Annotated in this window: 26 protein-coding genes; 12 read left to right on the top strand and 14 right to left on the bottom strand. The window is 70.2% G+C overall.

The features are described from left to right. The first annotated feature begins 95 nt into the window (after window positions 1-95). The 4 genes from TTY48_RS08270 to TTY48_RS08255 are packed head-to-tail and all read left to right on the top strand — an operon-like array spanning window position 96 to window position 2,964. On the top strand, window positions 96-458 hold the full coding sequence (locus tag TTY48_RS08270) for a rhodanese-like domain-containing protein (protein ID WP_220657040.1): 363 nt from the start codon (window positions 96-98) through the stop codon (window positions 456-458). Continuing rightward, window positions 458-1,297: a DUF4328 domain-containing protein gene (locus tag TTY48_RS08265; protein WP_220657039.1), complete on the top strand. Its 840-nt coding sequence runs from the start codon at window positions 458-460 to the stop codon at window positions 1,295-1,297. The genes TTY48_RS08270 and TTY48_RS08265 overlap by 1 nt, the downstream gene beginning before the upstream one ends. Beyond that, the gene (locus tag TTY48_RS08260; protein WP_220657038.1) at window positions 1,282-2,040 is read left to right on the top strand and encodes a glycerophosphodiester phosphodiesterase; all 759 of its coding nucleotides are present in this window, start codon (window positions 1,282-1,284) and stop codon (window positions 2,038-2,040) included. The genes TTY48_RS08265 and TTY48_RS08260 overlap by 16 nt, the downstream gene beginning before the upstream one ends. Window positions 2,041-2,067: 27 nt before the next feature. Beyond that, a complete protein-coding gene (locus TTY48_RS08255) occupies window positions 2,068-2,964 on the top strand; it encodes a DUF5926 family protein (protein ID WP_220657037.1) in 897 nt (298 codons plus the stop codon). 5 nt (window positions 2,965-2,969) lie between these two features. Here TTY48_RS08255 and TTY48_RS08250 read toward each other — a convergent pair whose 3' ends face one another. The 3 genes from TTY48_RS08250 to TTY48_RS08240 all read right to left on the bottom strand — a co-directional run bounded on the left by TTY48_RS08250 (window position 2,970) and on the right by TTY48_RS08240 (window position 5,942). Continuing rightward, on the bottom strand, window positions 2,970-3,614 hold the full coding sequence (locus TTY48_RS08250; RefSeq protein ID WP_220657036.1) for a TetR/AcrR family transcriptional regulator: 645 nt from the start codon (window positions 3,612-3,614) through the stop codon (window positions 2,970-2,972). A 9-nt stretch (window positions 3,615-3,623) separates the two neighbouring features. Beyond that, window positions 3,624-4,673: an LCP family protein gene (locus TTY48_RS08245; RefSeq protein ID WP_255585585.1), complete on the bottom strand. Its 1,050-nt coding sequence runs from the start codon at window positions 4,671-4,673 to the stop codon at window positions 3,624-3,626. Window positions 4,674-5,162: 489 nt separating this feature from the next. Continuing rightward, on the bottom strand, window positions 5,163-5,942 hold the full coding sequence (locus TTY48_RS08240; RefSeq protein ID WP_220657035.1) for a CPBP family intramembrane glutamic endopeptidase: 780 nt from the start codon (window positions 5,940-5,942) through the stop codon (window positions 5,163-5,165). A 65-nt stretch (window positions 5,943-6,007) separates the two neighbouring features. Here TTY48_RS08240 and TTY48_RS08235 point away from each other — a divergent pair, with 65 nt between their 5' ends. Continuing rightward, window positions 6,008-7,468 carry an NCS2 family permease gene (locus TTY48_RS08235; RefSeq protein ID WP_220658508.1) on the top strand — a complete coding sequence of 487 codons (1,461 nt, stop codon included), beginning with the start codon at window positions 6,008-6,010 and terminating at the stop codon, window positions 7,466-7,468. Between the two features lie 52 nt (window positions 7,469-7,520). After that, window positions 7,521-7,841 carry a hypothetical protein gene (locus TTY48_RS08230; protein WP_220657034.1) on the top strand — a complete coding sequence of 107 codons (321 nt, stop codon included), beginning with the start codon at window positions 7,521-7,523 and terminating at the stop codon, window positions 7,839-7,841. A gap of 83 nt (window positions 7,842-7,924) precedes the next feature. On the opposite strand, the gene TTY48_RS08225 is transcribed toward TTY48_RS08230, so the two are convergent. Beyond that, on the bottom strand, window positions 7,925-8,608 hold the full coding sequence (locus TTY48_RS08225; RefSeq protein WP_220657033.1) for a hypothetical protein: 684 nt from the start codon (window positions 8,606-8,608) through the stop codon (window positions 7,925-7,927). A gap of 114 nt (window positions 8,609-8,722) precedes the next feature. Between TTY48_RS08225 and TTY48_RS08220 the strand changes: the two genes are divergently transcribed. Together TTY48_RS08220 and TTY48_RS08215 are read left to right on the top strand one after the other, a co-directional pair. Next, complete coding sequence (locus TTY48_RS08220) at window positions 8,723-9,301, top strand: TetR/AcrR family transcriptional regulator (RefSeq protein WP_220657032.1); 579 nt, start codon at window positions 8,723-8,725, stop codon at window positions 9,299-9,301. After that, the gene (locus TTY48_RS08215; RefSeq protein WP_220657031.1) at window positions 9,298-10,833 is read left to right on the top strand and encodes an MFS transporter; all 1,536 of its coding nucleotides are present in this window, start codon (window positions 9,298-9,300) and stop codon (window positions 10,831-10,833) included. The genes TTY48_RS08220 and TTY48_RS08215 overlap by 4 nt, the downstream gene beginning before the upstream one ends. Window positions 10,834-10,915: 82 nt before the next feature. On the opposite strand, the gene TTY48_RS08210 is transcribed toward TTY48_RS08215, so the two are convergent. After that, window positions 10,916-11,653 carry a DUF2470 domain-containing protein gene (locus tag TTY48_RS08210; RefSeq protein ID WP_220657030.1) on the bottom strand — a complete coding sequence of 246 codons (738 nt, stop codon included), beginning with the start codon at window positions 11,651-11,653 and terminating at the stop codon, window positions 10,916-10,918. 90 nt (window positions 11,654-11,743) lie between these two features. Between TTY48_RS08210 and TTY48_RS08205 the strand changes: the two genes are divergently transcribed. After that, window positions 11,744-12,139, top strand: coding sequence for a hypothetical protein (locus tag TTY48_RS08205; RefSeq protein ID WP_220657029.1), 396 nt, complete (start codon window positions 11,744-11,746; stop codon window positions 12,137-12,139). A 3-nt stretch (window positions 12,140-12,142) separates the two neighbouring features. Here TTY48_RS08205 and TTY48_RS08200 read toward each other — a convergent pair whose 3' ends face one another. Next, a complete protein-coding gene (locus tag TTY48_RS08200) occupies window positions 12,143-13,126 on the bottom strand; it encodes a hypothetical protein (RefSeq protein ID WP_220657028.1) in 984 nt (327 codons plus the stop codon). Between the two features lie 109 nt (window positions 13,127-13,235). Here TTY48_RS08200 and pheA point away from each other — a divergent pair, with 109 nt between their 5' ends. Continuing rightward, window positions 13,236-14,168 (top strand): prephenate dehydratase, encoded by a 933-nt coding sequence (pheA, locus tag TTY48_RS08195; protein WP_220657027.1) that lies wholly within the window; start codon window positions 13,236-13,238, stop codon window positions 14,166-14,168. Beyond that, the gene (locus tag TTY48_RS08190; protein WP_220657026.1) at window positions 14,165-14,800 is read left to right on the top strand and encodes a histidine phosphatase family protein; all 636 of its coding nucleotides are present in this window, start codon (window positions 14,165-14,167) and stop codon (window positions 14,798-14,800) included. Before pheA ends, TTY48_RS08190 begins: the two co-directional genes overlap by 4 nt. 25 nt (window positions 14,801-14,825) lie before the next feature. Here the strand turns inward: TTY48_RS08190 and TTY48_RS08185 are convergent, their stop codons facing one another. Together TTY48_RS08185 and TTY48_RS08180 are read right to left on the bottom strand one after the other, a co-directional pair. Then, window positions 14,826-15,173, bottom strand: coding sequence for a metallopeptidase family protein (locus TTY48_RS08185; protein WP_220657025.1), 348 nt, complete (start codon window positions 15,171-15,173; stop codon window positions 14,826-14,828). Window positions 15,174-15,176: 3 nt separating this feature from the next. Beyond that, complete coding sequence (locus TTY48_RS08180) at window positions 15,177-16,268, bottom strand: septum formation family protein (protein WP_220657024.1); 1,092 nt, start codon at window positions 16,266-16,268, stop codon at window positions 15,177-15,179. A 74-nt stretch (window positions 16,269-16,342) separates the two neighbouring features. Here TTY48_RS08180 and serS point away from each other — a divergent pair, with 74 nt between their 5' ends. Beyond that, window positions 16,343-17,596 (top strand): serine--tRNA ligase, encoded by a 1,254-nt coding sequence (gene serS / locus TTY48_RS08175; protein ID WP_220657023.1) that lies wholly within the window; start codon window positions 16,343-16,345, stop codon window positions 17,594-17,596. 72 nt (window positions 17,597-17,668) lie between these two features. Here the strand turns inward: serS and TTY48_RS08170 are convergent, their stop codons facing one another. The 6 genes from TTY48_RS08170 to TTY48_RS08145 are packed head-to-tail and all read right to left on the bottom strand — an operon-like array spanning window position 17,669 to window position 23,091. After that, complete coding sequence (locus TTY48_RS08170; protein ID WP_220657022.1) at window positions 17,669-18,406, bottom strand: DUF3592 domain-containing protein; 738 nt, start codon at window positions 18,404-18,406, stop codon at window positions 17,669-17,671. Between the two features lie 10 nt (window positions 18,407-18,416). Then, window positions 18,417-19,010 (bottom strand): hypothetical protein, encoded by a 594-nt coding sequence (locus tag TTY48_RS08165; protein ID WP_220657021.1) that lies wholly within the window; start codon window positions 19,008-19,010, stop codon window positions 18,417-18,419. Window positions 19,011-19,040: 30 nt separating this feature from the next. Next, entirely contained in the window at window positions 19,041-19,628 is a 588-nt protein-coding gene (locus tag TTY48_RS08160; RefSeq protein ID WP_220657020.1) for a hypothetical protein, read from the bottom strand. Window positions 19,629-19,658: 30 nt separating this feature from the next. Further along, window positions 19,659-20,357, bottom strand: a complete 699-nt coding sequence (locus tag TTY48_RS08155) for a hypothetical protein (RefSeq protein ID WP_220657019.1) — start codon at window positions 20,355-20,357, stop codon at window positions 19,659-19,661. A 38-nt stretch (window positions 20,358-20,395) separates the two neighbouring features. After that, on the bottom strand, window positions 20,396-21,517 hold the full coding sequence (locus tag TTY48_RS21275) for a hypothetical protein (RefSeq protein ID WP_255585583.1): 1,122 nt from the start codon (window positions 21,515-21,517) through the stop codon (window positions 20,396-20,398). Then, window positions 21,514-23,091 (bottom strand): Rieske 2Fe-2S domain-containing protein, encoded by a 1,578-nt coding sequence (locus TTY48_RS08145; RefSeq protein ID WP_220658506.1) that lies wholly within the window; start codon window positions 23,089-23,091, stop codon window positions 21,514-21,516. Before TTY48_RS08145 ends, TTY48_RS21275 begins: the two co-directional genes overlap by 4 nt. Window positions 23,092-23,124 lie beyond the last annotated feature (33 nt).

Genomic DNA, 23,124 nt, shown 5'->3' with positions numbered 1-23,124 from the left:
ACGCCGATATGAATGAACCTCAAGCTGTGGATGAGCCTGTGGAAACTGTGGATGAATTCGTTGCCCTCGCAGAAGGTCGTGCCAAACTGGTCCCCATGACGGACGCGCACGGAATCCCCGCCGCCGGCCCCGTGCACGATGGGCTGATCGGGATCGACGCCCTGCCCGCGATCGAGGGCATCACCCTGCTCGACGTGCGCGAACCCGATGAGTGGGACCTCGGTCACGCACCGGGCGCCGTGCACATCCCGCTGATCGAGCTGCCGGCGCGCTTCGGCGAACTCGACCTCGACTCCGAGGTGTACGTGATCTGCCGCGGGGGCGGCCGCTCCGAGAGCGCCGTGCGCTACCTCGAGACCGTGGGTGTGGAGGCCGTGGTCGTCGACGGCGGAATGATCGCCTGGGCCGCGGCCGCGAAGCCGGTCGTGCGGCCGGACGGTGGCCCGGGGGCGGTCTGATGCAGCCCACCGCGCGCACTCAGCCCCCCGGCCGGCGGATCCGCTGGCTGGCCCGGCGCCCACCGGAGACCCTCCCGGTGCCGCGCCGCGCACCGTCGGAACAGGGGCCCACGCCGAAGTACACGGACGTGCCCCGCTGGGGCCTGCGGCAGGAGTTCGCGCCCGCGCCCGTCACCGAACAGGGCCGGCGGGCCGAATCCGCCACGACCGCGCTGGTCTCGGTGCTGCAGGGCACCATCGCGGTGCTGGTGCTCGCGGCGCTGGCCGAGGCCGCCGCGTACCTGTTGCTGGTGATCAACCGCGCCGGACCGATCTCGAAGTACCTGGCCTGGGGTGCCGAGGTCTCCGTGTTCGCCATCGGGTGGCTCGCGGTGATCGCGCTCGTGGTCCTGTACATCGTCTTCGCCCGTTGGCTGCAGGCCGCGCGCGCGGCCGTCTACGGCGAACTCGGCACGCTCGACCCGCGGCCCACCTGGCAGCTCTGGGTGTACTGCCTGGTGCCGGTGGTCAACCTCGTGGCGGCGCCCGTCCTGGCCATGGAACTGGTGGGCGCGCAGGACCGCGTCGCCGGCCGCGCACCGTCGTCGGATGGCCGCCTGGAGTTCATCCGCCGCTGGTGGGCGGGGTGGGTCGCGCTGAGTATCGTCACGCTCGCCTGTGTGGCGTACGCGCAGGCCTCCGGCGGGCTGCAGCACCACGCGGATGCCGTGCTGTACACGGCGATCACGTACGCGCTGGGAGCGGCGTTCCTGGTCGTGACTCTGCGTGTGGTGCGCGCCATCGACGCGGGGCCGGACTCGCAGAAGGACTCTGAGGAGGGCCGATGGTTGGCGGTGTAGCGGGCATCGTGGCACATCGCGGTGCGAGCGGCGAGTACCCGGAGCACACGATGAGCGCCTTCGAGGCCGCCGTGGCCGAGGGCGCCGACGCGATCGAATGCGATGTCCGGCTCACGCGCGATCACCACCTCGTCTGTGTGCACGACCGCACCGTGGAGCGCACCTCCGACGGCACCGGGGCGGTGTCCGAACTCGACCTCGCCGATCTGCGGGCGATGGACTTCGGCTCGTGGAAGCGGCCCGGCCATCCGGAGTCCGTGGTCACCCTCGACGAGCTGATCGATCTGGCCCGCAGCGCCGATCGCACGCTGTTCGTGGAGACCAAGCACCCGGTGCGGTTCGGCGGGCTCGTCGAACAGAAACTGCTGGCCACGCTGCAGCGGCACGGGCTCTCGCGCCCCGGCGACCCGGCCTCCGCGCCGGTGGTGGTGATCTCCTTCTCCGGATCGGCGGTGTGGCGAGTGCGTCGCAATGCGCCCGGCGTCCCCGCGGTCCTCCTGGGCGAGGCCTCCCGGCTGCTGGGCGGCGGAGCGGCCACCGCCGTGCGCGCGCAGGGCATCGGACCGTCGGTGGAATCACTGCGCGAGCGTCCCGACACCGTGGCCAAGGCGCGCGCCGCCGGACGGTTCACCTACTGCTGGACGGTGGACACCCAGGCCGATGTGGCCCTGTGCCACGGCCTGGGCGTGGAGTGGATCGCCACCAATCACCCGGCCCGCGCGCGGTCCTGGTTGCAGGGCTGACCGGGGCTCTTGGGTACCCTGCGGGGCATGGGTAGACGCGAACGCAATGCCACTCCCCGCGAGGGATCGAACCGCGCCGAGAAGCTCGCCGCGCAGCGTGCACGGTCGGCGGACGACGCCGTGGCCGCGCGCCGCCCGTTCGAGGGCCTCGCCGCCGAGTGCGATCTCGTCGCTCTGCGGCAGTTCGTCCCGAGCGCGACGGCGCCCCTCGCCGTGCAGGGCTCGTCCCGCGACGTCCGGCTGGCGACGGTGCTGCCGGGTGCCTCCTTCGCGCTGGTCCGCGAGGAGTCCGACGGGCCCGTGGGCTACGCCGCGCTGCAGACCTCGGTGCGCCCGGAGGATCCCGCCGCCGCGCTCGCCGGATCGGCCCGGTTCGCCGCCGATACGGCGCCCGGTGAGGCCCTCGCCGAGCCGACCGACGCCGTGCCGAGCGAGGTGCTCGATACCGCGGCGGCGCTGGAGATCACGGTGCACTCCGACTTCGACTGGTGGCTCGCCGGCGAGACCGATGCGCAGACCCGCCAGCTGGTGGAGCACGCGAACTCGCTGATCACGCCCGCCGCCAGGCTCGACCTCGGCGCCGACGGCGTGGGCGCGCCCTGGTGGGCCGACACCGGCTCCAAGGCGCACCTGCGCTGGGTGCATCCCGCCCCCGAGGACGAGCTGATGGCCGCGCTGGCACGCGTGCACGCCGCCGGCGGCCTCACCGTGGGCGAGGGCTCGCGGTTCGCCGGCTCGTTCCGCGCCGACGGCCTGCTCATCCCCGTCTTCGACCTCGACCGCGAGTCGCATCCCGACGAGTGGGTGCCGGGCACCGTCGAACTCGCCAAGCGGCTCGCCGAGGCACTCGCGGACGATTCCGAACTGACTGCGGCGCAGCGACGTTCACGTGACGGCCTGCGCGGCCGCCAGGTGTCGATCTAGGCGGACTACCCCAGCTTGCCGGCCAGGTACGCGCGGAGGGTGACCTCCACGTCGTAGGCGTTGATGCCGTCGTCGACGTTGCCGAGCGCCCGCATCAGGCGGTCGCGCTCGGCGACGTGGGCCGGGACCTCGCGCTCGTACCAGGGCGGCGTGGGCCGCTCGTTGCGCATCGCGATGTTGTTGCGCACCACGACCTCGCCGACCACGATCCGCCAGATGCCGAACAGCAGCTGAAGCGAATCGGCCTCGTCGATGTCGAGTTCATCTGTGGTGATGAGGAACTCGTTGAATGCCCACGCGGAGAAAGCGTCGATGATCTCGTCGGCCGAGAGCACGTCGATCACCCAGGGATGCCGGGACAGGTGCGTGATCACCGCCAGGGGCAGCTCCACGAGCCGCTCGCGGGGGTCGGCGGACAGCTCCGGAACGGGCGTGTTCCACGCCTGATGTTCGAGAACGGCTCCCAGCAGGTCGTTCTTGGAATCGAAATAGTGATAGATCCCCATCGCGCTGATGTCCAATCGGGACGCCAGGGCACGCATGGAGAACTTCAGCGGACCATCATTGGTGAGGATGTCCGCCGCCGCGGCAACGACCTGCTCGCGGTTCACCTTGGGGGGACGGCCGATCCGGCCGCGCTCATCGGTCATAGGTTCACCTTATCCGGAATTCGCGGGTGCGCTGAGCAGGCGATCGGGCACCGGTTGATCCGCCGCGATGAGTCCGAAGAACTCGGTGGTGTTCTTGCCCCAGAGGAGCGCATCGCCCTCGTCGGTGTTGCTGCTGCCGCCCGTGGGCGTGGTGGTGGTGACGGGTGAGCTGCTCAGCGCCCATGCCAGGCGCCCCAGGTCCCACAGGTGCGTGTCGGTGTCCACGGTGAGCGCGCCCACGGTGGCATCGGCCAGGCTCCACATCTCGAACGGATTGAGCAGCGTGCTGGGCGATGTCGCCTTCTTGAACAGCGCCGTCATGAACTCGCGCTGGTGCGTCACCCGATCGAGGTCGGCGTTCGGCGTGGCGCGGGTGCGCACGTAGCCGAGGGCCTGCGCGCCGTTGAGCGTCTGGCAGCCGGCCTGCAGCCGGATTCCGGCCTTGGGGTCGTTGATCGGGTACTTCGGGCACATCTCGATGCCGCCGAGGGCGTCCACCATGTTCGCGAAGCCGCCGAAGCCGATCTCCGCGTAGTGGTCGATGCGCACCTTGGCCTTCGATTCGAAGGTCTGCACCAGGAGCTTGGGGCCGCCCAGGAAGTAGGCGGCGTTGATCTTGTAGCTGCCCTGTCCGGGGACCGGGACGTACAGGTCGCGGGGGATCGAGATCAGCAGCGGCGAACCGGACTTGGGGATGTGCACCAGCATGATGGTGTCGGTGCGGGCGCCGCCGAGGTCGCCGCCCGTGGCCAGGTCCTTCTGCTGCTGCGGGGAGAGTCCCTCGCGGGCATCGGATCCCACCAGCAGCCAGTTGGTTCCCGGGGTGTCGGCGATCCGGCCGGCGTAGGCGGCGAGGGAGTCGACCCGGTTGAGTTTGCCGTCGAAGTAGAAGGTGGCGGCCGCGGTGCCCACGATCACCAGGACCAGGAACAGGCTGATCCAGCGCAGCGGATGAAGCCGCCGTTTGCGTGTGACGCGGGGCGTAGCGGACGGCTTCGGCGCCTCCGGTGCGGCCCGGCGCCGGCTGCGGTCGCGGGGCGGTCGCGGCGGCGGGGGCACCCGGCCGCTGCTTCCGCGCGCGCCCACACTGCTGCCGCGTTCTCCGACGCGACCGGTGCCCCCGGCTGCGGCGCTCCGCGCGCGCGGGGATGGGCTCGGGCGTCTGCGGCGGGGCCCAGTTGCCCTGCGGCGGCGCGGGCTGCGGGCGCTCGACCCGGGTGGGTCGCGGCTGCGGAGCCTGCGGACGGAAGGGCTGCTGTCCGCGCGGCGGCTGCGGCGGCTGCTGCGGTCGCGCCTGCCGGGGCGGCTGCGGACGCGGCGGGCCCTGCCGGTTCCCGACGGGGCGCCGGGTCACCGACGGCTCGCCCTCGGGTACCTGGGACCAGGCGAGCGGCCGCTCGTCGCCCCGGGATCGTTCGTCGTTCACGCATTCCGACTGTACGGGCAGTATCTGAGAGATCGGGTGACCCGAATGTCGGGTTTCGCGAGCGTACGAGCCGAATCCTGCCTCGTGAGGGCATGGAACCGGGCGTGCGCCGCGGGTGATCGCTAGCTGAGGAAACCGAGGTGTGATCTGAGCAGCGCGTAGCCGAGGTAGGCCACCACGTCGATCACGAAATGGGCGATCACCAGCGGCCACAGCGTGCGCCACCGGTCGTAGACCGCACCGAAGATCACACCCATCACCACGTTCCCCAGACCGGCACCGAACCCCTGGTACAGGTGGTAGCTGCCGCGCAGGAGGGCGGAGGCGGCGATCGTGCCGCCGCGCCCCACCCCGAGCTGCCGCAGCCGGGTCATGAAGTAGCCCACCACCACGACCTCCTCGGCGACGGCGTTACCGGCGGCGATGAGCACGTAGGTCACCATCCGCCAGCCGGGGTCGCCGCCCGCCGCGGGCAGCACGTTCGCGGTGACGCCCAGCGCACGTCCCGCCACGTAGAGGGCCAATCCGGGGAGGCCGATCAACGCCGCGAGCCCCGTCCCGAGCCCGATGTTCTTGAGCAGCTCGCGCCGGGAGCCGCGCAGCGCGAAGCCCAGATCGGCCACGCCGATGCCCGAGCGCCACAGCAGATAGAGGGCGAGGGAGGCCCAGGCGAACAGCTGCACCGCCGTGAGCGTCTGGAGCAGGAAATCGATGGGGATGTGCGGGCTGCGCGAGGGGTTGAGGCTCACCGTCGTGCCGCCCACACCGGGGCCGAGTTGATAGCCGATCAGCCGGATCAGCGAATACATCCCCGACCAGCCGAAAGTCACCAGCAGGACGATGGCGATCTCGGCGCGCAGCGGACCCTTCTCGCTCGCGGGCACGGCTTCGGGGGCGCTCACCGGCCCACTGTATCGGCGTGTCATACGATTGCGCGGTCCCGCTCACGATCGCCGAGGTGAACGCCGTGTCTGCACCTGTCGAACCCCGCCTGGGGCCTGTCGACCGCTACTTCCAGATCAGCGAGCGCGGCTCGACGATCTCGCGCGAGCTGCGCGGTGGCCTCGTCACCTTCTTCACGATGGCCTACATCGTGGTGCTCAACCCGATCATCATCGGCGGCATCGTGGGCAACAACAAGAACACCGACGTGCTCGGCAACGTGCTGCCCACCGCGCAGGTCGCCGCCGTCACCGCGCTCGCCGCGGGCCTGATGTGCATCGTCTTCGGTGCGATCGTCAACTACCCCTTCGGTATCGCCGCCGGCCTCGGCGTGAACAGCCTGCTCGCGGTGAGCGTCGCGCCGCAGGTCACCTGGCCCGAGGCCATGGGCCTGGTGGTGATCGACGGCATCATCATCGTGATCCTCGGCGTCACCGGTTTCCGCACCGCGGTCTTCCGCGCGATCCCCGCCGAGCTCAAGGCCGCGATCGCGGCAGGTATCGGCTGCTTCATCGCGTTCATCGGCTTCGTGGACTCCGGGTTCGTGCGGCGCGTCCCGGACGCCGCGGGCACGACGGTGCCGGTGACCCTGGGGATCGGCAACTCCGTGGCGTCGTGGCCGACGGCGGTGTTCGTCTTCGGCGTGCTGCTGATGGGCATCCTGGTGGTGCGCAAGGTGCCCGGCGCGATCCTGCTGGGCGTGGTGATCACCACGATCGTCGCCCTCGTCGTGCAGAAGCTGACGGGTCTCGGACCGTCGATCAAGGATCCGCACGGCTGGAGCCTGAACATCCCGGAGCTGCCCAGCTCGCTCGGCGGGCTGCCGGATCTGTCGCTGGTGGGCGAGGTGGACATCTTCGGCGCCTTCACCCGGATCGGCGTGCTCGCCGCGTCGGTCCTGGTGTTCGCGCTGGTGCTGTCGAACTTCTTCGACGCCATGGGCACCATCACCGGCATGACCAAGGAGGCCGGCCTGATGAAGGAGGACGGCAGCGTCCCCAACATCGGCAAGGCGCTGGCCGTCGAGGGCGCGGGCGCCATCGTGGGCGGCGGCGCCTCGGCGTCGTCGAACACCGTCTTCGTGGAGTCCGCCGCCGGCATCGCCGAGGGTGCCCGCACGGGCCTGGCGAACATCGTGACCGGCGTGCTGTTCCTGCTGGCGATGTTCTTCACCCCGCTGTACGAGGTGGTGCCGTCCGAGGCCGCCTCGCCTGCGCTGGTGATCGTGGGCGCCATGATGATCGGTCAGCTCAGGGACATCGACTGGACCCAGTTCGGCATCGCACTGCCCTCCTTCCTCACGGTGGTCACGATGCCCTTCACGTACTCCATCGCCAACGGCATCGGCATCGGGTTCATCACCTGGGTGGTGCTCGCCGTGGCGCAGGGCAAGGCGAAGACGGTGCACCCGCTGCTGTGGGTGGTGGCCGGCCTGTTCCTGGTGTACTTCGCCAAGTCGCCGATCGAGAGCCTGTTCGGGATCTGAGGCCTGAGCGGCGTGGAGTCCGCCGAGCGGGGCGATCGTGCGCGGTGAGTAGATGAGTGCCGACGCGATTTCTGTGACCGTGGCCCTCGTGATGGCCGTTGCCGTGTACGCCATCTGGGGCGAACCGGAAACGACGAATCCGCCACGAAGGACCTTCGCCTCGGTGGTGGCGGTCGGCGGATTGGCAGGCTTCGCGGGTCTCGGCGCGGGTGTGCTCCCCGCGGCGGGATTCCTCGTTGCGGCGGCGGTGCTGAAGCTGCGATTCGCGAGCCGGACCGAGATTCGCCAGCTGTTGACCGGCGATAGCAGGCGTGTTCAGCCGGCCGATTCGATCCCGCAGGCGGACGACGACGATCCCGGCCTTCCCGGCTGACGACATCGCTTCACGACATCGGTCGAGGCCAGGAGTGATCGCGGCGGAGCGAAAGCCGGGGTGGGTAGTCCTCGCGGACGCGGCTAGCTACTCGCGCCGCTGCCCGGTTGCGCGGGCTGATCGTCGTCGAGGCTGGACGCGGCGGGGGCGTGCCCGCTCTTGAGCGCCTTCTCGGCCGCCTTGGCGTCCTTCTCCGCCTGCTTGGCGGCTGCCTTGGCCTCCTTCTCGGCGGCCTTGATCTGCTTCTTCTTCGCGCGCTTCTTGCGCTGCACGGCGAGGAAGATCGCCAGAGCCACGGCGAAGAGAGCACCGACGATCACGCCGATCAGGGTGGCCCCGCGGAAACCGGGGGAGTCGACGTTCATCGTCTGGCGACCGGCGTTGGCGCCGCTGCCCACGCCGATCACCACCGACAGGGTCATCAGGTTCGGCACCGACGCGGCCACCGCGAGGACGCCCGCGATGGTGGCGATCGCGGGATGGCTCTTCACCCGCCGCGCGGCGAACACCAGGATGAGAAGTGGTACGGCCGTGCTGGCGAAGCCGATGCCCAGGCCGAAGAGGGTGCCGCTGGTCATGCTCGAATCCACCCAGCGGCCGACCTGTTGGGCCCACCAGCGCGGAATGAAGGCGGACAGGCCGAAGTACACCGCGATCAGTACGCCCACGAGCACGAAGGCCGCGATGGCCTTGCGCAGCCAGGACTTCGCCGTCTCGCTCACAGTCTCCTTGACGGAGTGCTTCGTCGAACCCTCTGTGGTGTTCATCGCACCAATCTAACCGGTTCGGGCTGCAAAAGAACACCGCGCGGGTGAAGAATCGACAACACCGCGCCTTGATGTACAGTTGTACATGTACAGACGTACATTAGGAGAATGAGTATGACCGACACACCGCGCCGCCGTGACCCCGAGCGTCGCCGCCGCGAGATCGTGGACGCCGCCGCGGCGCTCGTGCTGGAGGCCGGACCCGATGCGCTGACGCACCGCAAGGTGGCCACGCGTGCCGGCGTCCCGCTGGGATCGACCACGCAGTACTTCGCCACCCTCGACGATCTGCGCGCCGCGGCGCTGCAGAGTCTCATGGCCGAAGCGGAACAGTGGCTCGCCGAACTGGAGGCCGAGTTCGTCCGGGAGGGCGCCTCGTCGACGGCCTACACCGCCGCCCTGCACCGCTACCTCGAGGACCCGCAGCTCGTGCGCGGCGATTTCGCCGTCACCTGCGCCTCGCTGCTGAGCCCCGAATTGGAGGAGCTCGCCCGGCACTGGACCGCGCGACACATCGAGACCCTGTCGCGGTACATCCCGCCCGAGAACGCCCGCGCCGTGGCGATGCTCACCGACGGCGCGACCATGGACGCCGTCATCGCCGAGAAGCCCATGGACCGCGACCTGCTCGACAGCGCCATCGCGGCGCTCTGGACCGCGCCGCTCGGCGCGACGAAGGGAACCCAGTCATGACTCAACTCACGACCGATGGCCCCGCCACCATGTCGTTCGCGCGACGGTGGGCGGCGGCGGCCGTTCTCTCGGTGAGCCTGCTGGTGATCACCGTGGATCTGACGATCCTCAACATCGCCATCCCGGATCTCTCCGCGGATCTGCGCCCCACTGCGGCGCAACAACTCTGGATCATCGACGCCTACTCGCTGGTCTTGGCCGGGTTGCTGGTGTCGACCGCCTCGCTCGGAGACCGGTTCGGCCGCAAGCGGATGCTGCTGCTGGGCTACGGCGTCTTCGGCGTGGCATCGCTGCTGGTGCTGTGGGCGGAGACGCCCGGCCAGGTGATCGCGCTGCGTGCCCTGCTGGGTGTGGGCGGCGCGATGATCATGCCGACCACGCTGTCGCTGCTGCGGGTGATCTTCACCGACCCCGCCGAGCGCGCGAAGGCGCTGGGCCTGTGGGCGGCCGTGTCCGGCATCGGTGCCGCAGTCGGACCGATCGCGGGCGGCGTTCTGCTGGAGAACTTCTCGTGGCGCGCCGCGTTCCTGGTGAACGTGCCGTTCATGGCCGTGGTGCTCATCGCGGGCCTGCTCATCCTGCCCGAATCGACGGTGCCGAGCCCCGGCCGCTGGGACTACGTGGGCGCCCTCCTGTCGATCACCGGCATGGTGGCCCTGGTGTGGTCGATCAAGCGGTTCGCCAAGGACCACACCTTCGCCTCGGCGCCCGCGCTGCTGGCGCTGCTGCTCGCGGTGATCGCGCTGTCGCTGTTCGTGTACCGCTCACTGCATCGGCCGGACCCGCTGCTCGACGTGCGGCTGTTCGAGCGCCGCCAGTTCACCGCGGCCATCCTCGCCGCCCTCGGCGTGATGTTCGCGATGGCCGCCGCCCTGCTGCTGCTCGCGCAGTGGATGCAGCTGGTGGAGAACTACACGCCGATCGAGACGGGGGTGCGGCTGCTGCCGGTGGCCGCGGCCGCGACCATCGCGTCCATCGCCGCGCCGTGGATCACCCGACTGCTCACCGCGCGGACCGTCTTGGCGGGCGGTCTGGCCCTGGCGGGTATCGGCATGGTGCTGATCGACGCCTCGGGCGAGCTCACCTACGCGACGCTGATCGCCCCGCTGGTCCTGGTGGGCATGGGCATGGGGTCGATGACCGTTGCCTCGGCGATGATCATGTCCGGCACACCGGAGGACAAGGCGGGCAACGCCGCCGCGCTGGAGGAGACCTCCTACGACCTGGGCAACGTGCTCGGTGTGGCCGTCCTCGGCAGTGTGGCAGCGATGCTCTACACGGCCGATGCGGACTTCGCGGCGATCCCGGGAGTGGATGCCGCCACGGCGGATGCGGCGGGTGAATCCCTCGGCGCCGCAATGGCGATCGCTCGGGAAGCGCAGATCCCGGCGCTGGCGGAGCACGCGGCCACCGGGTTCACGGCCTCACTGCAGACCACCGGTCTGGTGGGTGGCGTGATCCTGCTGGCGGTGGCGGCGGGCGTGTACCTGCTCACCCCGAAGGGCACTGATATCACCGTGCAGGCGCACTAGCGCTTCAGGAATTCGGGTTCTGCGGGCGGACGAGGCCGAATCCGGCCGAGTGCCAACGCAGAACCCGAATTCGTGAGCGGATCTAGCTGGCGGCGCGCAGGCCGTTGAGGAACGGGCAGCCCAGCAGGATGCGGATGCCCCGCTGCAGGGCGGCCATATCGGTGGCGGGTTGCGCGAAGTTCAGGCGCACATCCACATCCGAGAGCTCGTGGTGCTCGGCACGCAGCCGGATACCGAAGCGATCGATGCCCAGCAGCCGGATGCGGTGGTTGCGCAGCTTGCCCGGAATGCGCCGGGACAGTTGGCCGACCATCTCCGGATGGTCGTTCTCCACGTGTGCCAGCCACGCGGATTCGTAGCCCGCGAACGGATCCGGCTCAGCCGCCGCGAGTTCATCGCCCGTCACCGACGAGGCGCCGGCGGTGTCGGCCAGCACGGCGGTCTCCACCGGCAGGGTCAGCAGGCGCGAGCCGTTGCCCACATCGAGCAGCGATTCCAGCGGATTCTCGATCGCCACCCGGGCGGCGAGGGCGGCACCGTCGGCCACCTCCGAGAGGGTGCCGGACAGCCACACCAGCGACCGGGTGCGTTCGCGCAGCGCGAGCGGCGAGATGTCGTTGATCTCCACCATGGCGCGCACGCCGTCGAGCCAGGGGACGTCGTCGGCGATGGCGATCACCAACCGGTCGCCGAGCACGTGGTGGAGCAGGACGGTGATCGGTTCCTGGCCGTCGGCCACCAGGACGGCCGCGTGCGGCACGACGGCGACGGTGCGGACGCGCTCTGCCGGGGTCGGCTCGGCGATCGTGGGGGCGCTCATGACGACTCCTCTCACTCGGTGGGTATGCCGTAGAAGGTAACCCTAACCTAATTGGGTCGGCAACCCGGGACAAGAGTTATCGTCATGGTGATGGCGATCGAACTGGAGCTGCTGGCACCCCCGCGCGAGCCGATGTCCCTGGTCGACGGCCTGGCGATCGCCGGACCGTCCGACCTCACGACCCATGGATTCGATCCGGACAAACCGCGCGAGCTCGTCGACTTCCTGATCTGGGGCGTCCACGAGACCGGTCCCGGATTCGCCATCGCGGTCGCCGGACCGGATCAGGCCGTGGCCGTGCTGTGCGGCACCGTCGCCGCGCTCACCGGCGACGACATCGAGGGCGCGCTCGCCGCACCCGACGAGACGCGATTGGCCGCGCTCAACCCCATGGCGCAGGACGCCGTGCGCGAGCGCCTGCGCCACCTGCTCACCCCGCAGCCGCAGGCCATCACCGACCGCCTGCACGCCCTCGGATTGCGGTAGGGCTCAGGACACCTCGTCCACGGGAACGGTCCACACCGCGCGGCACACCTCGGGCGTGGGGGACTGGCTGCCACGGTCGAACCAGCCGCGCGCGGTGGCCGCCGACACCGGACGATTGTCCGAACCCACCAGCGACCAGGTGCCCGCCTGCTCCGACGCCCGTGCCAGATCGCCCGCGGCCACCCCGCGACCCACCAGCCGGCCGACCGTGGTGCCCGCAAGGCACAGGCCCTGCATGTGCTCCCGCTTGGCGTAGTCGAAACCCTGCGGACCGGTGTCCCCGCCCGCGGAGCGGATCAGCGCCCGGGCATCGGCGCTCACCCCGCTGCGCACCTCCGCCTGGCCGGCCGCGGCGAGGCCGAGCCACTGCAGCGCACCGCCCGCCTGGCTTCCGATGCTGGACACCATGCGGTCGGCGTTGACGTACAGGACGTCGTTGCGGGCGCCGCACACGCCGAACGAGGTGATCTTCCAGTCCGCCGGACAGTCCGAGCCCGGCACCGCCCCGTCGGGGGAGGAGAAGAGCTCGACCCGCATCGTCGGGAGTGCCCACACCGATTCCAGGCAGGCGAGCGCGACCTCCGAGAACCGCTGCATCGCCGCACGTTCGGTGGACCACGGCGGCAGCGCGCACGACGCCGGTGTGACGAGCGCGGTGGTGAACACCGCGTTCGCGGCGATCTGGTCGACCGACGGCGGCACGGGCGCCGCCGCGGTGCCCGTGGGGGCGACCGCCGTGGGCCCGGTGGTGGCCGCGCCCTCCTTCGTGACCGCCGCCCATCCGACGGCGCCCGCGAGCAGCGCCACCGCGGCGATGAGGGCGAGCCACCCGGCGCGGCCCAGCCGGCGCCGGCGATGCACATCCCCGGTGCCGTAGAGACCGTTCGAGTAGGGACTGCCCGTGGGCAGCCGGTTCGCCCGCCACGGGCTCGGCCCCTGCGGCGCCGGTCCCGAACTGATCCGGTCCAGCGGGTTGTCGTCAGCCATGCGTGCCCCCATGCTCCAGCCCCACAATATCGAGATCACTATACTGAACAGTGCGGGTCGCGGGTTGTGTGTCCCTCGTCGCAGGGGTCGGCTCCGATAGGCTTTCGGGGTGACGCGCATCGCCTATTTCGGCCCCGAGGGGACCTTCACCGAGATGGCGCTGCTGCAGTGCCTGGACCTCGCCGCCCGGGGTGCGATGGAGGTGCCCGGGGTGAACCTGGTGGGCGCGGAACGGGTGAGCGCGCCCTCGCAGATCGCCGCCCTCGAGCTCGTGGCCGACGGTGCCGTCGACCTCGCGTGCGTGCCCATCGAATCGTCGGTCGAGGGCCCGGTCACGCCCACCGTCGACACCCTCGGATTCGGGCCCCCGCTGCAGATCTACGCCGAAACCGATCTCGCCGTCGCCTTCTCGATCGCCGGACACGTCCCCCTGGCGCAGGCGCGCACCGTCGGCGCGTATCCGGTCGCCTCCGCACAGGTGCGCGGGTGGCTGGCCGCGAACGCACCGCAGGCCGAACTCGTGCCCGCCGCCTCGAACGCCGCGGCCGCTGTGGACGCGGCGGAAGGGCGGATCGACCTCGCCGTCACCACCGCGCTCGCCGCGCAGATGCACGGCGTCCCCGAACAGGCCACCGGCGTCGCCGATGTCGCCGACGCCCGCACCCGGTTCGTGCTGTGCGGGCGGCCCGGTCCGGCGCCCGCGCGCACCGGTCAGGACTGCACCTCCGTGGTGCTCGATGTGCCCAGCAGGCCGGGTTCGCTCGCTCTCGCGATGGCCGAATTCGCGCTCCGTGGAGTCGATCTCACTCGCATCGAGTCCCGGCCCAAGCGCACTGTGCTGGGGCGTTACGTGTTCCACTTCGACTGCGTGGGCCACATCGACGATCCGGCCATCGGGGAGGCGCTGCGCGCGCTGCACCGCGTGTGCGACGACGTCCGCTTCCTCGGCTCCTGGCCGCGGCCCGGCGGCCCCGGGATCGCGCCCACCGATCCCGGCGACTCCGCCGACTGGTTCCAACGATTGCGCAGGGGAGAACGATGACGGGGCTGTTGCATCTGGTCCGGCACGGCCAGACCACCGCCAACGTGGCCAAGACCCTGGACACCCGTCCGCCCGGGGCGCCGCTCACCCCGGAGGGCTCGGACCAGGCCCGACGGTTCGCCGCCGACCGTCCCGGGGTGGTTCCGGCCGCGCTGCTGTGTTCGGTCGCGCGGCGCGCGCAGCAGACCGCGGAGCTGATCGGCGCCGGCTGGGAGGCACCCGTCACCGTGATCGACGGCGTGCACGAGGTGCAGGCGGGCGACCTGGAGGGCCGCAACGACGAGGCCTCCGTGAAGCAGTTCCAGGAGGTGGTGCGGCGCTGGCACTCCGGCGACCGCGCCGCGGCGCTGCCCGGCGGCGAATCGGCCGACGACCTGCTGGCCCGCTACCTGCCCGCAGTCGAGGCGGCGCGCGCGCAGTACCTCGACGGGGACGATCAGGGCGACGTGTACCTCGTGAGCCACGGCGCCGCGATCCGGCTGGTGGCCGCGCACCTGGGCCGGGTGGACGGCGAGTACGCGCACAAGCACCACCTGCCGAACACCGGGGAGATCGTGCTGCGCCCCGTGTCCGGCGGCTGGGAAGTGGTCAGCTGGGCCGACGCACCGTCGCCCGTCGATCCGATGGGCTGAGGCCGTCGGCCCGATGGGCTGAAGCTCAGGCCCAGCCCAACTCGTGGAGTCGGTGGTCGTCGATGCCGAAATGGTGGCCGATCTCGTGCAGCACCGTCACCCGGATCTCCTTGCGGAGTTGCTCCTCGGTATCGCACATCTCCATGAGCGGCTCGCGGTAGATGAAGATCCGGTCGGGCAGGGTGCCGAAGTAGGTGCTGGTGTCCCGCTCGGTGAGCGCGATGCCCTCGTACAGGCCGAGGATGGTGGGGTCCTCGTCGTTGCGGTCCCGCACCAGCACGACCACGTTGGTCATCGCCTCCGCGAGCTGCGGCGGCACATCGTCGAGCGCATCGGACACCCAGTCCTGGAAGGCGCGGCGCGAGACGTGCACGGGCTATCCGCCCGGCTTCGGCGCGGGCGCGCCGGGGAACGTGGGCATCACCGGTTTCTTCCCGTCGATCAGCAGGTTGGGCGATTTCGCCGAGCCGGTGATCGGGGTGAAGGTCTTGCCGTCCGAGGAGGCCACGAAGCACACCGCGGTGCGCGCTCCGGCGGTCCACGAGGGCTGCGAGATGGTGTTCCACTGCAACTGCAGGCCCGATTTTCGGAGGCCGTCCTGCGCGCCGAACCACGCCGTGGTCCGGTCGGGGCACACCCCGCCCAGGTAGTCCTCCTGCTGCGCCGCCGTGGGCCACGAGGCGTCGGGGAACTTCTGCCGCAGGTCGACGGTGGCGGTCACCTCGAAGGCGTGCGGGGCGCTGCAGTCCACCGGCACGGTGGGCTGGCGCCGGTCGTTGATCCCGATGCAGGTGCCTACGGGCCAGGACGTGGCCTTGTCCTGGTTGGCCACCTTGCCGGTGGTCTCGATCACGGTGCCGGTGCCGTCCACGGTCTGGATGCCGCAGCGCATGGTGCGGTCACCGCCCTCCCAGGCCTTCTCCCCGGCGGTCAGCAGCCCCAGCTGGTAGCGGCTCTTCGGGTCGAGGCGCTGGCCCAGGTATTCGGCCACCACGGGTGTGCACACCTGCTCGCGCAGCGCGGCCAGCTGCTGTTCCGACGGGTACTTCGCGTCCGCGGGGAGGGTGTTCGCGGGCTCGCCCGCCACCTCGAACTTGTGCGGTGCCGAGCAGTCCACGGGGGCCAGCGCGCCGGACTTGTCCCAGGTGATGCACGCGCCGGGCTTCGATCGGGCCAGCGTGGAGCCGTTCGCGGCCAGGCGCGGACCGCCGTTCTCCTCGGCGACCGGGTCGAAGTACCCGGCGGCGAAGAGTGTGGCGCCCAGCGCGACCGCGCCCACGATCACCGCGATCAACACGGCGCGCACGTTCGCGGCGCTCACGCGGCCGGCGGCCACGTCGGTCACATCCGTCTCGGCCGCGCCGGCGCGCGGGTCGGTTCGCGCCTGCTCATCGTGATCGGAAGCCGGACGGTCCGACCCGTCCGGGGGGAGGACGGGCTCGGGCTGGGTATCGGTGTCGTCGGCCATCGGATCCATCATGCCTGGCCCCGCGGGCGAATACCGTGTGGGGCACGGTACCGGCGGCGTAATAGGCTGGTCGGGTGATCGACGTCAAGCTGCTCCGCGAGAATCCGGATCGCGTGCGCGCCTCGCAGCGCGCCCGAGGGGAAGACCCTGCGCTGGTGGACGCACTGCTGTCCGCCGACGCGGACCGTCGGGCGGCCGTGCTGGCGGCCGACAACCTGCGAGCCGAGCACAAGGCCTCGTCGAAGTCGATCGGCAAGGCCTCGCCCGACGAGCGCCCGGCGCTCGTGGCCGCGGCCGGTGAACTGGCCGCGCGGGTCAAGGAGGCCGAGGCCGCGCAGGCCCGCGCCGACGAGGCCTTCGACGAGACCGCGCGCAAGATCGGCAACGTGATCGTCGACGGCGTGCCGGCCGGCGGCGAGGACGACTTCGAGGTGCTCGAACACGTGGGCACGATTCCCGAGATCGCCGAGCCCAAGGACCACCTGGAGCTGGCCGAGGGCCTGGGCCTGCTGGACATGGAGCGCGGCGCCAAGGTGTCGGGTTCGCGGTTCTACTTCATGACCGGCTACGGCGCGCTGTTCCAGATGGCGCTGCTGCAGCTGGCGGTGCAGAAGGCCGTGGCGAACGGCTTCACGCTGATGATCCCGCCCGTGCTGGTGAAGCCGGAAGTGATGGCCGGCACCGGATTCCTCGGCGCGCACGCCGACGAGATCTACCGCCTCGAGGCCGACGACCTGTACCTGGTGGGCACCTCCGAGGTGCCGCTGGCCGGATACCACATGGGCGAGATCGTGGACCTGGCCGACGGCCCGATCCGCTATGCGGCGCAGTCGAGTTGCTTCCGCCGGGAGGCCGGCTCGTACGGCAAGGACACGCGCGGCATCATCCGCGTGCACCAGTTCGACAAGATCGAGATGTTCGTCTACTGCAAGCCGGAGGACGCCGATGCCGAGCATCAGCGGCTGCTGGACTTCGAGAAGGAGATGCTGGCCGCCGTCGAGGTGCCCTACCGCGTGATCGACGTGGCCGCGGGCGATCTCGGCAGCTCGGCCGCGCGCAAGTTCGACTGCGAGGCGTGGGTGCCCTCGCAGGGCCGCTACCGCGAGCTCACCTCCACCTCGAACTGCACCACCTTCCAGGCGCGTCGCCTCGGCGTGCGGTACCGCGACGAGGACGGCCGCCCGCAGGTGGCCGCCACGCTCAACGGCACGCTGGCCACCACCCGCTGGCTCGTCGCGATCTGGGAGAACCACCAGCAGCCCGACGGTTCCGTCCGGGTCCCCGCCGCCCTGCAGCCCTTCATCGGCACCGACGTCCTGCGTCCGTAGCTACCGAAACCGGCGGTTTCCTGCGCTATCCGGAGCCATTGTGGGTATCACCGCGGATATCGCCGGTTTCCGTCATGCGCGGATGATGATCTCGCCGGTGTCGTCGACGAACGCGACGTACGGGGTGCCCAATGCCGGTGCCCGGCGGTGCCGCCGCCAGCCGTAGTAGCGGGAGGTGAACTCCCGCGCCGCCCCCGTCACCGGGTCGGCGCCCGACATCGTGGCGACGACGACCTTGTGGGTCTTGCCTTCGACATCGGTCGATTCGTCGTCGCGGAGATCCGTGACCGACAGCGGTATCCGGGTGCCGTTGATCGCGGTCAGCTCCCGCTGGCTCTGCTTGCGGCGCATCCAGCGTTGAACGGCACCGAAGAGGGCCGTCCAGAGCACTCCGAAGCCGATCGCCAAGGGGCCGATCCACTTCCGCAGGAAGGCATCGATCATCGCGTCCTGCGGATCGTCGGGGTTGTAGTACACGGTGACGGGATCGCCGATCGCCGGCTCGGAGGACGATGCGCCGGACTCGCGCTTGCGGTACTCGACACCGTCCACCGTGTACCCGACGATCCGCTGATAGCTGTAGCTGATCCGGCCGTCGTCCTCGCGGCTCTCGCTCTCCTCGTAGTCCACGACCCGCCCCTGGGCGGTGACGCTCGACGCCAGGAAAACCGTATCGACCACCGTGAAGTAGCAGCCCACGACCACGGTGATGATGCCGACGGCGATGAAGATCCGGGTCATCAGCGAGGACTCCCGCACCGAGCGCACGGCCGCCCGGCGCTGCGGATCGAGCGCGGAGTAGTCGGTCACGATCGGCCTTTCAGTCGAAGATCTCGTTGACGAGCCACCACTGACCGTCGAAGTGCTCGACGGTGTTGTACGTCGGTCGGCCCTGCGCGTGCACGGGACGATTCTCGGGCGAGTGGACGAGATAGGTGGAGTTGAGGAATCCGGCGTCGGTGATCCGGAACCAGACATTGCCGTCCTGGCGGTCGTGGAAGCTCAGCGCGTAGCTGCCGATGCGCAGATCCTCGGACTGAGCCACCTTCATGGCGCCGCTGCGGATCGCGGCCGAGGCCGATTCCATGCGCGGTTTCGCGTAGGCCCAGCGGGCCTCGCGCGGGAGGTCGAAGGCGGCGGCCGCCAGCCCCGTCAGGCAGATCACCGGGATCACCAGGTACCGCGCGTCCCACCGCGGACGGTGCGGGGTGGCCAGCGCGACACCCACGCGGATGACCCACACCAGCGCGAAGATCGCCGTCGGCCAGAAGGCCACCAGCAACAGCATGACGTTGCCGCCGGGCAGCGACACCGCCCAGGCGAGAACGAGGACCAGCGCGATGGCGGTGAAGGTCATCGGCCGCCCCGGGGGCCGCTGCCACCACTGGCGGTCCGGCGCATCGATGCTTTGCATGCGAAGTACGGTACGTCAAACTACGGATCGTCAGTACATATCGACTACGCGCCACCACGGCCCGTCGATATGCGTGACCTTGTCGCCCGCCGACGGTGGGCCGTAGGTGTGCGGCACGCCGTTCGCGGCGTACACGATGTAATGGGTATCGCCGATCGACCCGCGCCCGAAGCGGAAGCGCACCGTCCCGTCGATCACGGTCTGATCGACCTCGAAGGTCCCCAGCCGCATGTGCTGACGGATCGGGTGTCCCGTTCTCAGTGCGCTGTGCGCGGCATGCTCGAATGCGGGTTGCGCGTGTGCCCAGCGGGCCTTGAAAGGGGCGTCGACGTAGACCAGGCCGAAGGTGGTCAGGCCGATCAGGGGCACTGCCAGGTACCGCGCGCTCCAGCGCGGCCGGCCGGCGACCGCGATCATGGTGCGCCCGATCCAGGCGAGCGTGACCAGGCCGATCCCGCCGATGATCGCCACCCCGACCGTCGGGCTGCCGTCCTGCGGTGTGCTGGCCTCGAGGATCCAGGCTCCGCAGACGACGAGGCTCGCGATGGCGAGTGGCCATCCCGGCGGACGGTGCCACCACGCCGGCTTCTTCGGCGAGACGGACATGGTTGTGGTCATCAGGTCGATCGTACTGATTCCGAGAGAGATTCAGTCCGCATCGAAGGTCCACCATCGCGGTGCCCACGGCCGGTAGTAGCCCTGCGGATCGTCGGGCGACGGATCGGGCAGGCCCTCCGGGACGTACATCAGGCCCGTCCAGCTGTTGCCGAAGCGGAACTTCACCGCACCGTCGTCGCGCGTGAACACCCGCGCCCAGTAGGTGCCGATCCGCATGTCCCTGCCCTCGCCGCGCGGCGGCGGGTTCAACGCGATGGCCTGGAAGTCGTTCTTGGCCAGCGCGTACCGGGCGTCGGTGAGTGCGCTCGTCGCGGTGAGTCCGATGGTGATCGCCACGATCAGGGGCACCGCGACCGTCAGTCCGACCGGGACCCGGCGCCAGGTCGCGGCGGTCCGTATCACCCAGATCAGCAGCAGGAACGGAGCCACCAGGACGAAGACCAGCGGCCACCCGCCCGGTTCGGCGGGGCTGATCGACCACGCCAGAGTGCCGCAGACCGTGACCACGGCGACCATCAACCCGAGGTCGTAGGTGACCAGCGGCGCCGGCTTTCCGTGCGCGCCCCGCCGCCGTGCGAACCAGGAGCCGAGCGCACCGAACCCGGCCACCGCGAGGAGCTCCCACGGGTTCGCGAAGATGGTCGCGAACAGCACCACCGCGGCCGTCCCCGCGACGGCGGCGACCGCACCGAGGACGGCGCCGAGCCGCGTCCACTGCCGATCTGTCATCCCTCAATGGTAAATCGTCGATTCACCATCGGCGACGATCAGACCTCGATCTGCTCTTCCAGCTTGGTGAGGCGGAACCGGGCCATCGCCAGGTTCGCGCGCGAACGGTCGAGCACCAGGTACAGGAACAGTCCCTCGGCGCCCTGCTTGATGGGGCGCACGATCTGGTACTGCGAGCCCAGCGTGATCAGGATGTCCTCGATGTGATCGTCGAGGTCCAGGTCGCCCAGCGTGCGGCTCATCGCCTGCACCAGCGCCGAGTTGCCCGCGGCGGCCACCTCGAGGTTGAACTCCGTCGGGTCGCCCGCGGTGGCCAGCGCCATGCCGCTCTGCGAATCCACCAGGGCCACGCCGAGTGCGCCCTCGATGCTCATCGCTTCCTTCAGCGACTCGTTGAAGTCGGTCATGTCACCGGGCTCCTTCGGTTCGGGCAGGACCGCCGGGTCCACGTAGGACTCGTCGATCTGGGTGTACGGGAACGCGTCGATCGCCAGCGTCTCACGGACGGGCGGGGGTTCGTGGTCGACTTCGACGACGTCGACCACCTCCACATCGATGTAGCCGTCGGGGTGATCCGCGGGCGCCGGGGTGGGCTCGTCGGTCACCGTCGGATCGGGCGACGGTGCCTGCGCGCCGGCCGACTCCGACCACGCGCTCTCGGCGCGCGGTTCGAACCGCGGCGGCGCGAACTGGTCGTACCCGGCGTCGAATGTCGGTGTCTCCGCGGCGGGTTCGCTCTGCGGCGGCTGCGGTGCCCCGCCGTATCGGAACGCGCCGGTGACCGCGGCCTCGAAGGTGTCGGACTCCGGCTGCACACCGAGGAAGGTCTCCGAGGTCAGCGGATCGTTGAGCGGGTCGGGCTTGCTGCGCGGCTCGGGGGCCGGCGGCCGGGGCTCGACGCGGGGCGGGGCAGGCGGAGCCTGCGGCGGTGGCCCCTGCTGCGGAGGTCCCTGGGGTGCGGCGCCCGGCGGCGGTCCCTGGACCGGTCCGGCCGGCGGGACCTGGCGCTGCGGAGCCTGCTGCGGGCCCGGTGGCACCTGCGCGGGAGACGGTGCCGCGGGCCGCTGCGGCGGGGCCTGCGTAGCCATGCCGGTGTCGTGGACGCCGTAGTAGTCGTCCACTCGCTTGCGGTTGTTCCGCGGGAACCTCGGTGTGCTCACGTCAACCTCTTCGCACGCAGTTCGTGCCCGCTCGACGTGAGGCAGCGACCCGATTCCAGGTCCCACTGCCAGCCGTGCAGGTTGCAGGTGAGCTTGCCACCCTCGACCACGCCGAACTTCGACAGGTCGGCCTTGAGGTGCGGGCAGCGGCGCTGCACCTCCCAGCCCTCCAGATCGATCGACGCGGAATCGTCGTGCGCTTCGGAGAACCAGCCGTCCGCATAGGCGATCCGCTCGGGCGTGAGGCACTTGAAGAAGGTGTAGAGGAACTCGTTGTAGCCGCCGATCCGCCACGTGGTGAACCGGGTCGACAGGAAGATCGTGTTCACCCAGTCGGGCTCGTCGTCGCGCAGCACCGTGCGCACCAGCTCCGGCGCGATGCGGAAGCCGTACCGGTACTTGCCCTCGCCCTCCACGGGCTCGCGCACGGTGCGGTTCGGGAAGTCGAGAACCACCGTCTCGTCGCCCATCTCCAGGCCCACGGCGTACCCGATACCGTCGCTGATCAGGGCCGAAGCCTGCATGATCGGCTCGAATTTGGCCTTGAGCGCGCCCAGCAGCGGCACCCCGTCGTCCTGCGCCCAGGTGGCCTTCTCCGCGGCCAGCACCGGGGCCTGACGCTCGGCGAAGGCGTCGAGGTACGCCGTCTTGTTCTCGAAGATGTCCATCACCTCGGCCTCGGAGACCGGGTGCGACAGCGAGACCAGCTCCTTACCGCGGAAATCGCCGACGGTACCGGGGATGAACAGCAGGCCGCCGTCGTTGCCGTTGGTGCGCATCTCCTCCAGGAAGGTGATCTGGTCCGGGAAGATGTTCGACGGGTCGCCGAGCACCGTCTCCTCGCCCGTGCGGCCCTCGTCGTTGAGGTAGCGCAGCTCGGGATCGAGGAAGGCGGGCGGTCCGGCCGACGGGACCACCCAGGTGCCCGCCACCTGGTCGACGTAGCTGCGCGCGCGGTCCATGCCACGCTGACGCTTCTGCTCCGCGAAGCGGCGCTTGGAGCCCTTCGGCATGTCGTAGACCATCGGGTACCAGATGGCGCCCGAGTACTGCAGCAGGTGCACGTCGATGTCGCCGAAGTTGTCGCCGAGCACGTCCATGTCCACCGGGCGGGCGTCGTTCATGTTGAACAGCACCGTCTCGCCGTCGGAGACCACGATGCCGGAGTCGCCGATGGGGCCGTCGGCGGGCGCGCGCAGCGCGATGATCATGATGTCGAGATCGCCCTTGGGGCCGCTGACCTTGTGCTTGACCGAATCCTCGGTCTCGAAGAACTTGGTGAAGCCCAGCTTCTCCAGCTCGCGCCGCAGGTCCGGCACCGGGTAGTCCGGCAGCAGGACGGTGGCGTCCTTGCTCACGTTCTCGGCCAGGTTCTTGGCGTCGAAATGATCGCGGTGCAGGTGGGAGACGTACAGGTAGTCCACGTCGCCGAGGGTCTTCCAGTCCAGCTGGGTGTTATCGGGGAACGGGAACCAGGAGCCGAAATAGGCGGGGTTCACCCACGGATCGCACAGGATGGTGCCTGCATCGGTGGTGATGTGGAAACCCGCGTGCCCGACGCTGGTGACCTGCACGGTGGAGCCTTTCGCTGACATCAGTTACTGCTA

This window comes from Tsukamurella sp. TY48, from assembly GCF_019656655.1.
In the GTDB taxonomy this organism is placed as follows: Bacteria; Actinomycetota; Actinomycetes; order Mycobacteriales; family Mycobacteriaceae; genus Tsukamurella; species Tsukamurella strandjordii.
Note: the sequence above shows the minus strand (reverse complement) of the source record. Positions and strands in the feature narration are given on the sequence as shown.

What these genes read in the sequence shown, in the direction of transcription:
- TTY48_RS08270 (WP_220657040.1), top strand. Translation starts at nt 96, where the DNA reads ATGACGGACGCGCACGGAATCCCCGCCGCCGGCCCCGTGCACGATGGG.
- TTY48_RS08265 (WP_220657039.1), top strand. Translation starts at nt 458, where the DNA reads ATGCAGCCCACCGCGCGCACTCAGCCCCCCGGCCGGCGGATCCGCTGG.
- TTY48_RS08260 (WP_220657038.1), top strand. Translation starts at nt 1,282, where the DNA reads ATGGTTGGCGGTGTAGCGGGCATCGTGGCACATCGCGGTGCGAGCGGC.
- TTY48_RS08255 (WP_220657037.1), top strand. Translation starts at nt 2,068, where the DNA reads ATGGGTAGACGCGAACGCAATGCCACTCCCCGCGAGGGATCGAACCGC.
- TTY48_RS08250 (WP_220657036.1), bottom strand. Translation starts at nt 3,614, where the DNA reads ATGACCGATGAGCGCGGCCGGATCGGCCGTCCCCCCAAGGTGAACCGC.
- TTY48_RS08230 (WP_220657034.1), top strand. Translation starts at nt 7,521, where the DNA reads ATGAGTGCCGACGCGATTTCTGTGACCGTGGCCCTCGTGATGGCCGTT.
- TTY48_RS08225 (WP_220657033.1), bottom strand. Translation starts at nt 8,608, where the DNA reads ATGAACACCACAGAGGGTTCGACGAAGCACTCCGTCAAGGAGACTGTG.
- TTY48_RS08220 (WP_220657032.1), top strand. Translation starts at nt 8,723, where the DNA reads ATGACCGACACACCGCGCCGCCGTGACCCCGAGCGTCGCCGCCGCGAG.
- TTY48_RS08215 (WP_220657031.1), top strand. Translation starts at nt 9,298, where the DNA reads ATGACTCAACTCACGACCGATGGCCCCGCCACCATGTCGTTCGCGCGA.
- TTY48_RS08210 (WP_220657030.1), bottom strand. Translation starts at nt 11,653, where the DNA reads ATGAGCGCCCCCACGATCGCCGAGCCGACCCCGGCAGAGCGCGTCCGC.
- TTY48_RS08205 (WP_220657029.1), top strand. Translation starts at nt 11,744, where the DNA reads ATGGCGATCGAACTGGAGCTGCTGGCACCCCCGCGCGAGCCGATGTCC.
- TTY48_RS08200 (WP_220657028.1), bottom strand. Translation starts at nt 13,126, where the DNA reads ATGGCTGACGACAACCCGCTGGACCGGATCAGTTCGGGACCGGCGCCG.
- TTY48_RS08190 (WP_220657026.1), top strand. Translation starts at nt 14,165, where the DNA reads ATGACGGGGCTGTTGCATCTGGTCCGGCACGGCCAGACCACCGCCAAC.
- TTY48_RS08180 (WP_220657024.1), bottom strand. Translation starts at nt 16,268, where the DNA reads ATGGCCGACGACACCGATACCCAGCCCGAGCCCGTCCTCCCCCCGGAC.
- TTY48_RS08165 (WP_220657021.1), bottom strand. Translation starts at nt 19,010, where the DNA reads ATGCAAAGCATCGATGCGCCGGACCGCCAGTGGTGGCAGCGGCCCCCG.
- TTY48_RS08160 (WP_220657020.1), bottom strand. Translation starts at nt 19,628, where the DNA reads ATGACCACAACCATGTCCGTCTCGCCGAAGAAGCCGGCGTGGTGGCAC.
- TTY48_RS08155 (WP_220657019.1), bottom strand. Translation starts at nt 20,357, where the DNA reads ATGACAGATCGGCAGTGGACGCGGCTCGGCGCCGTCCTCGGTGCGGTC.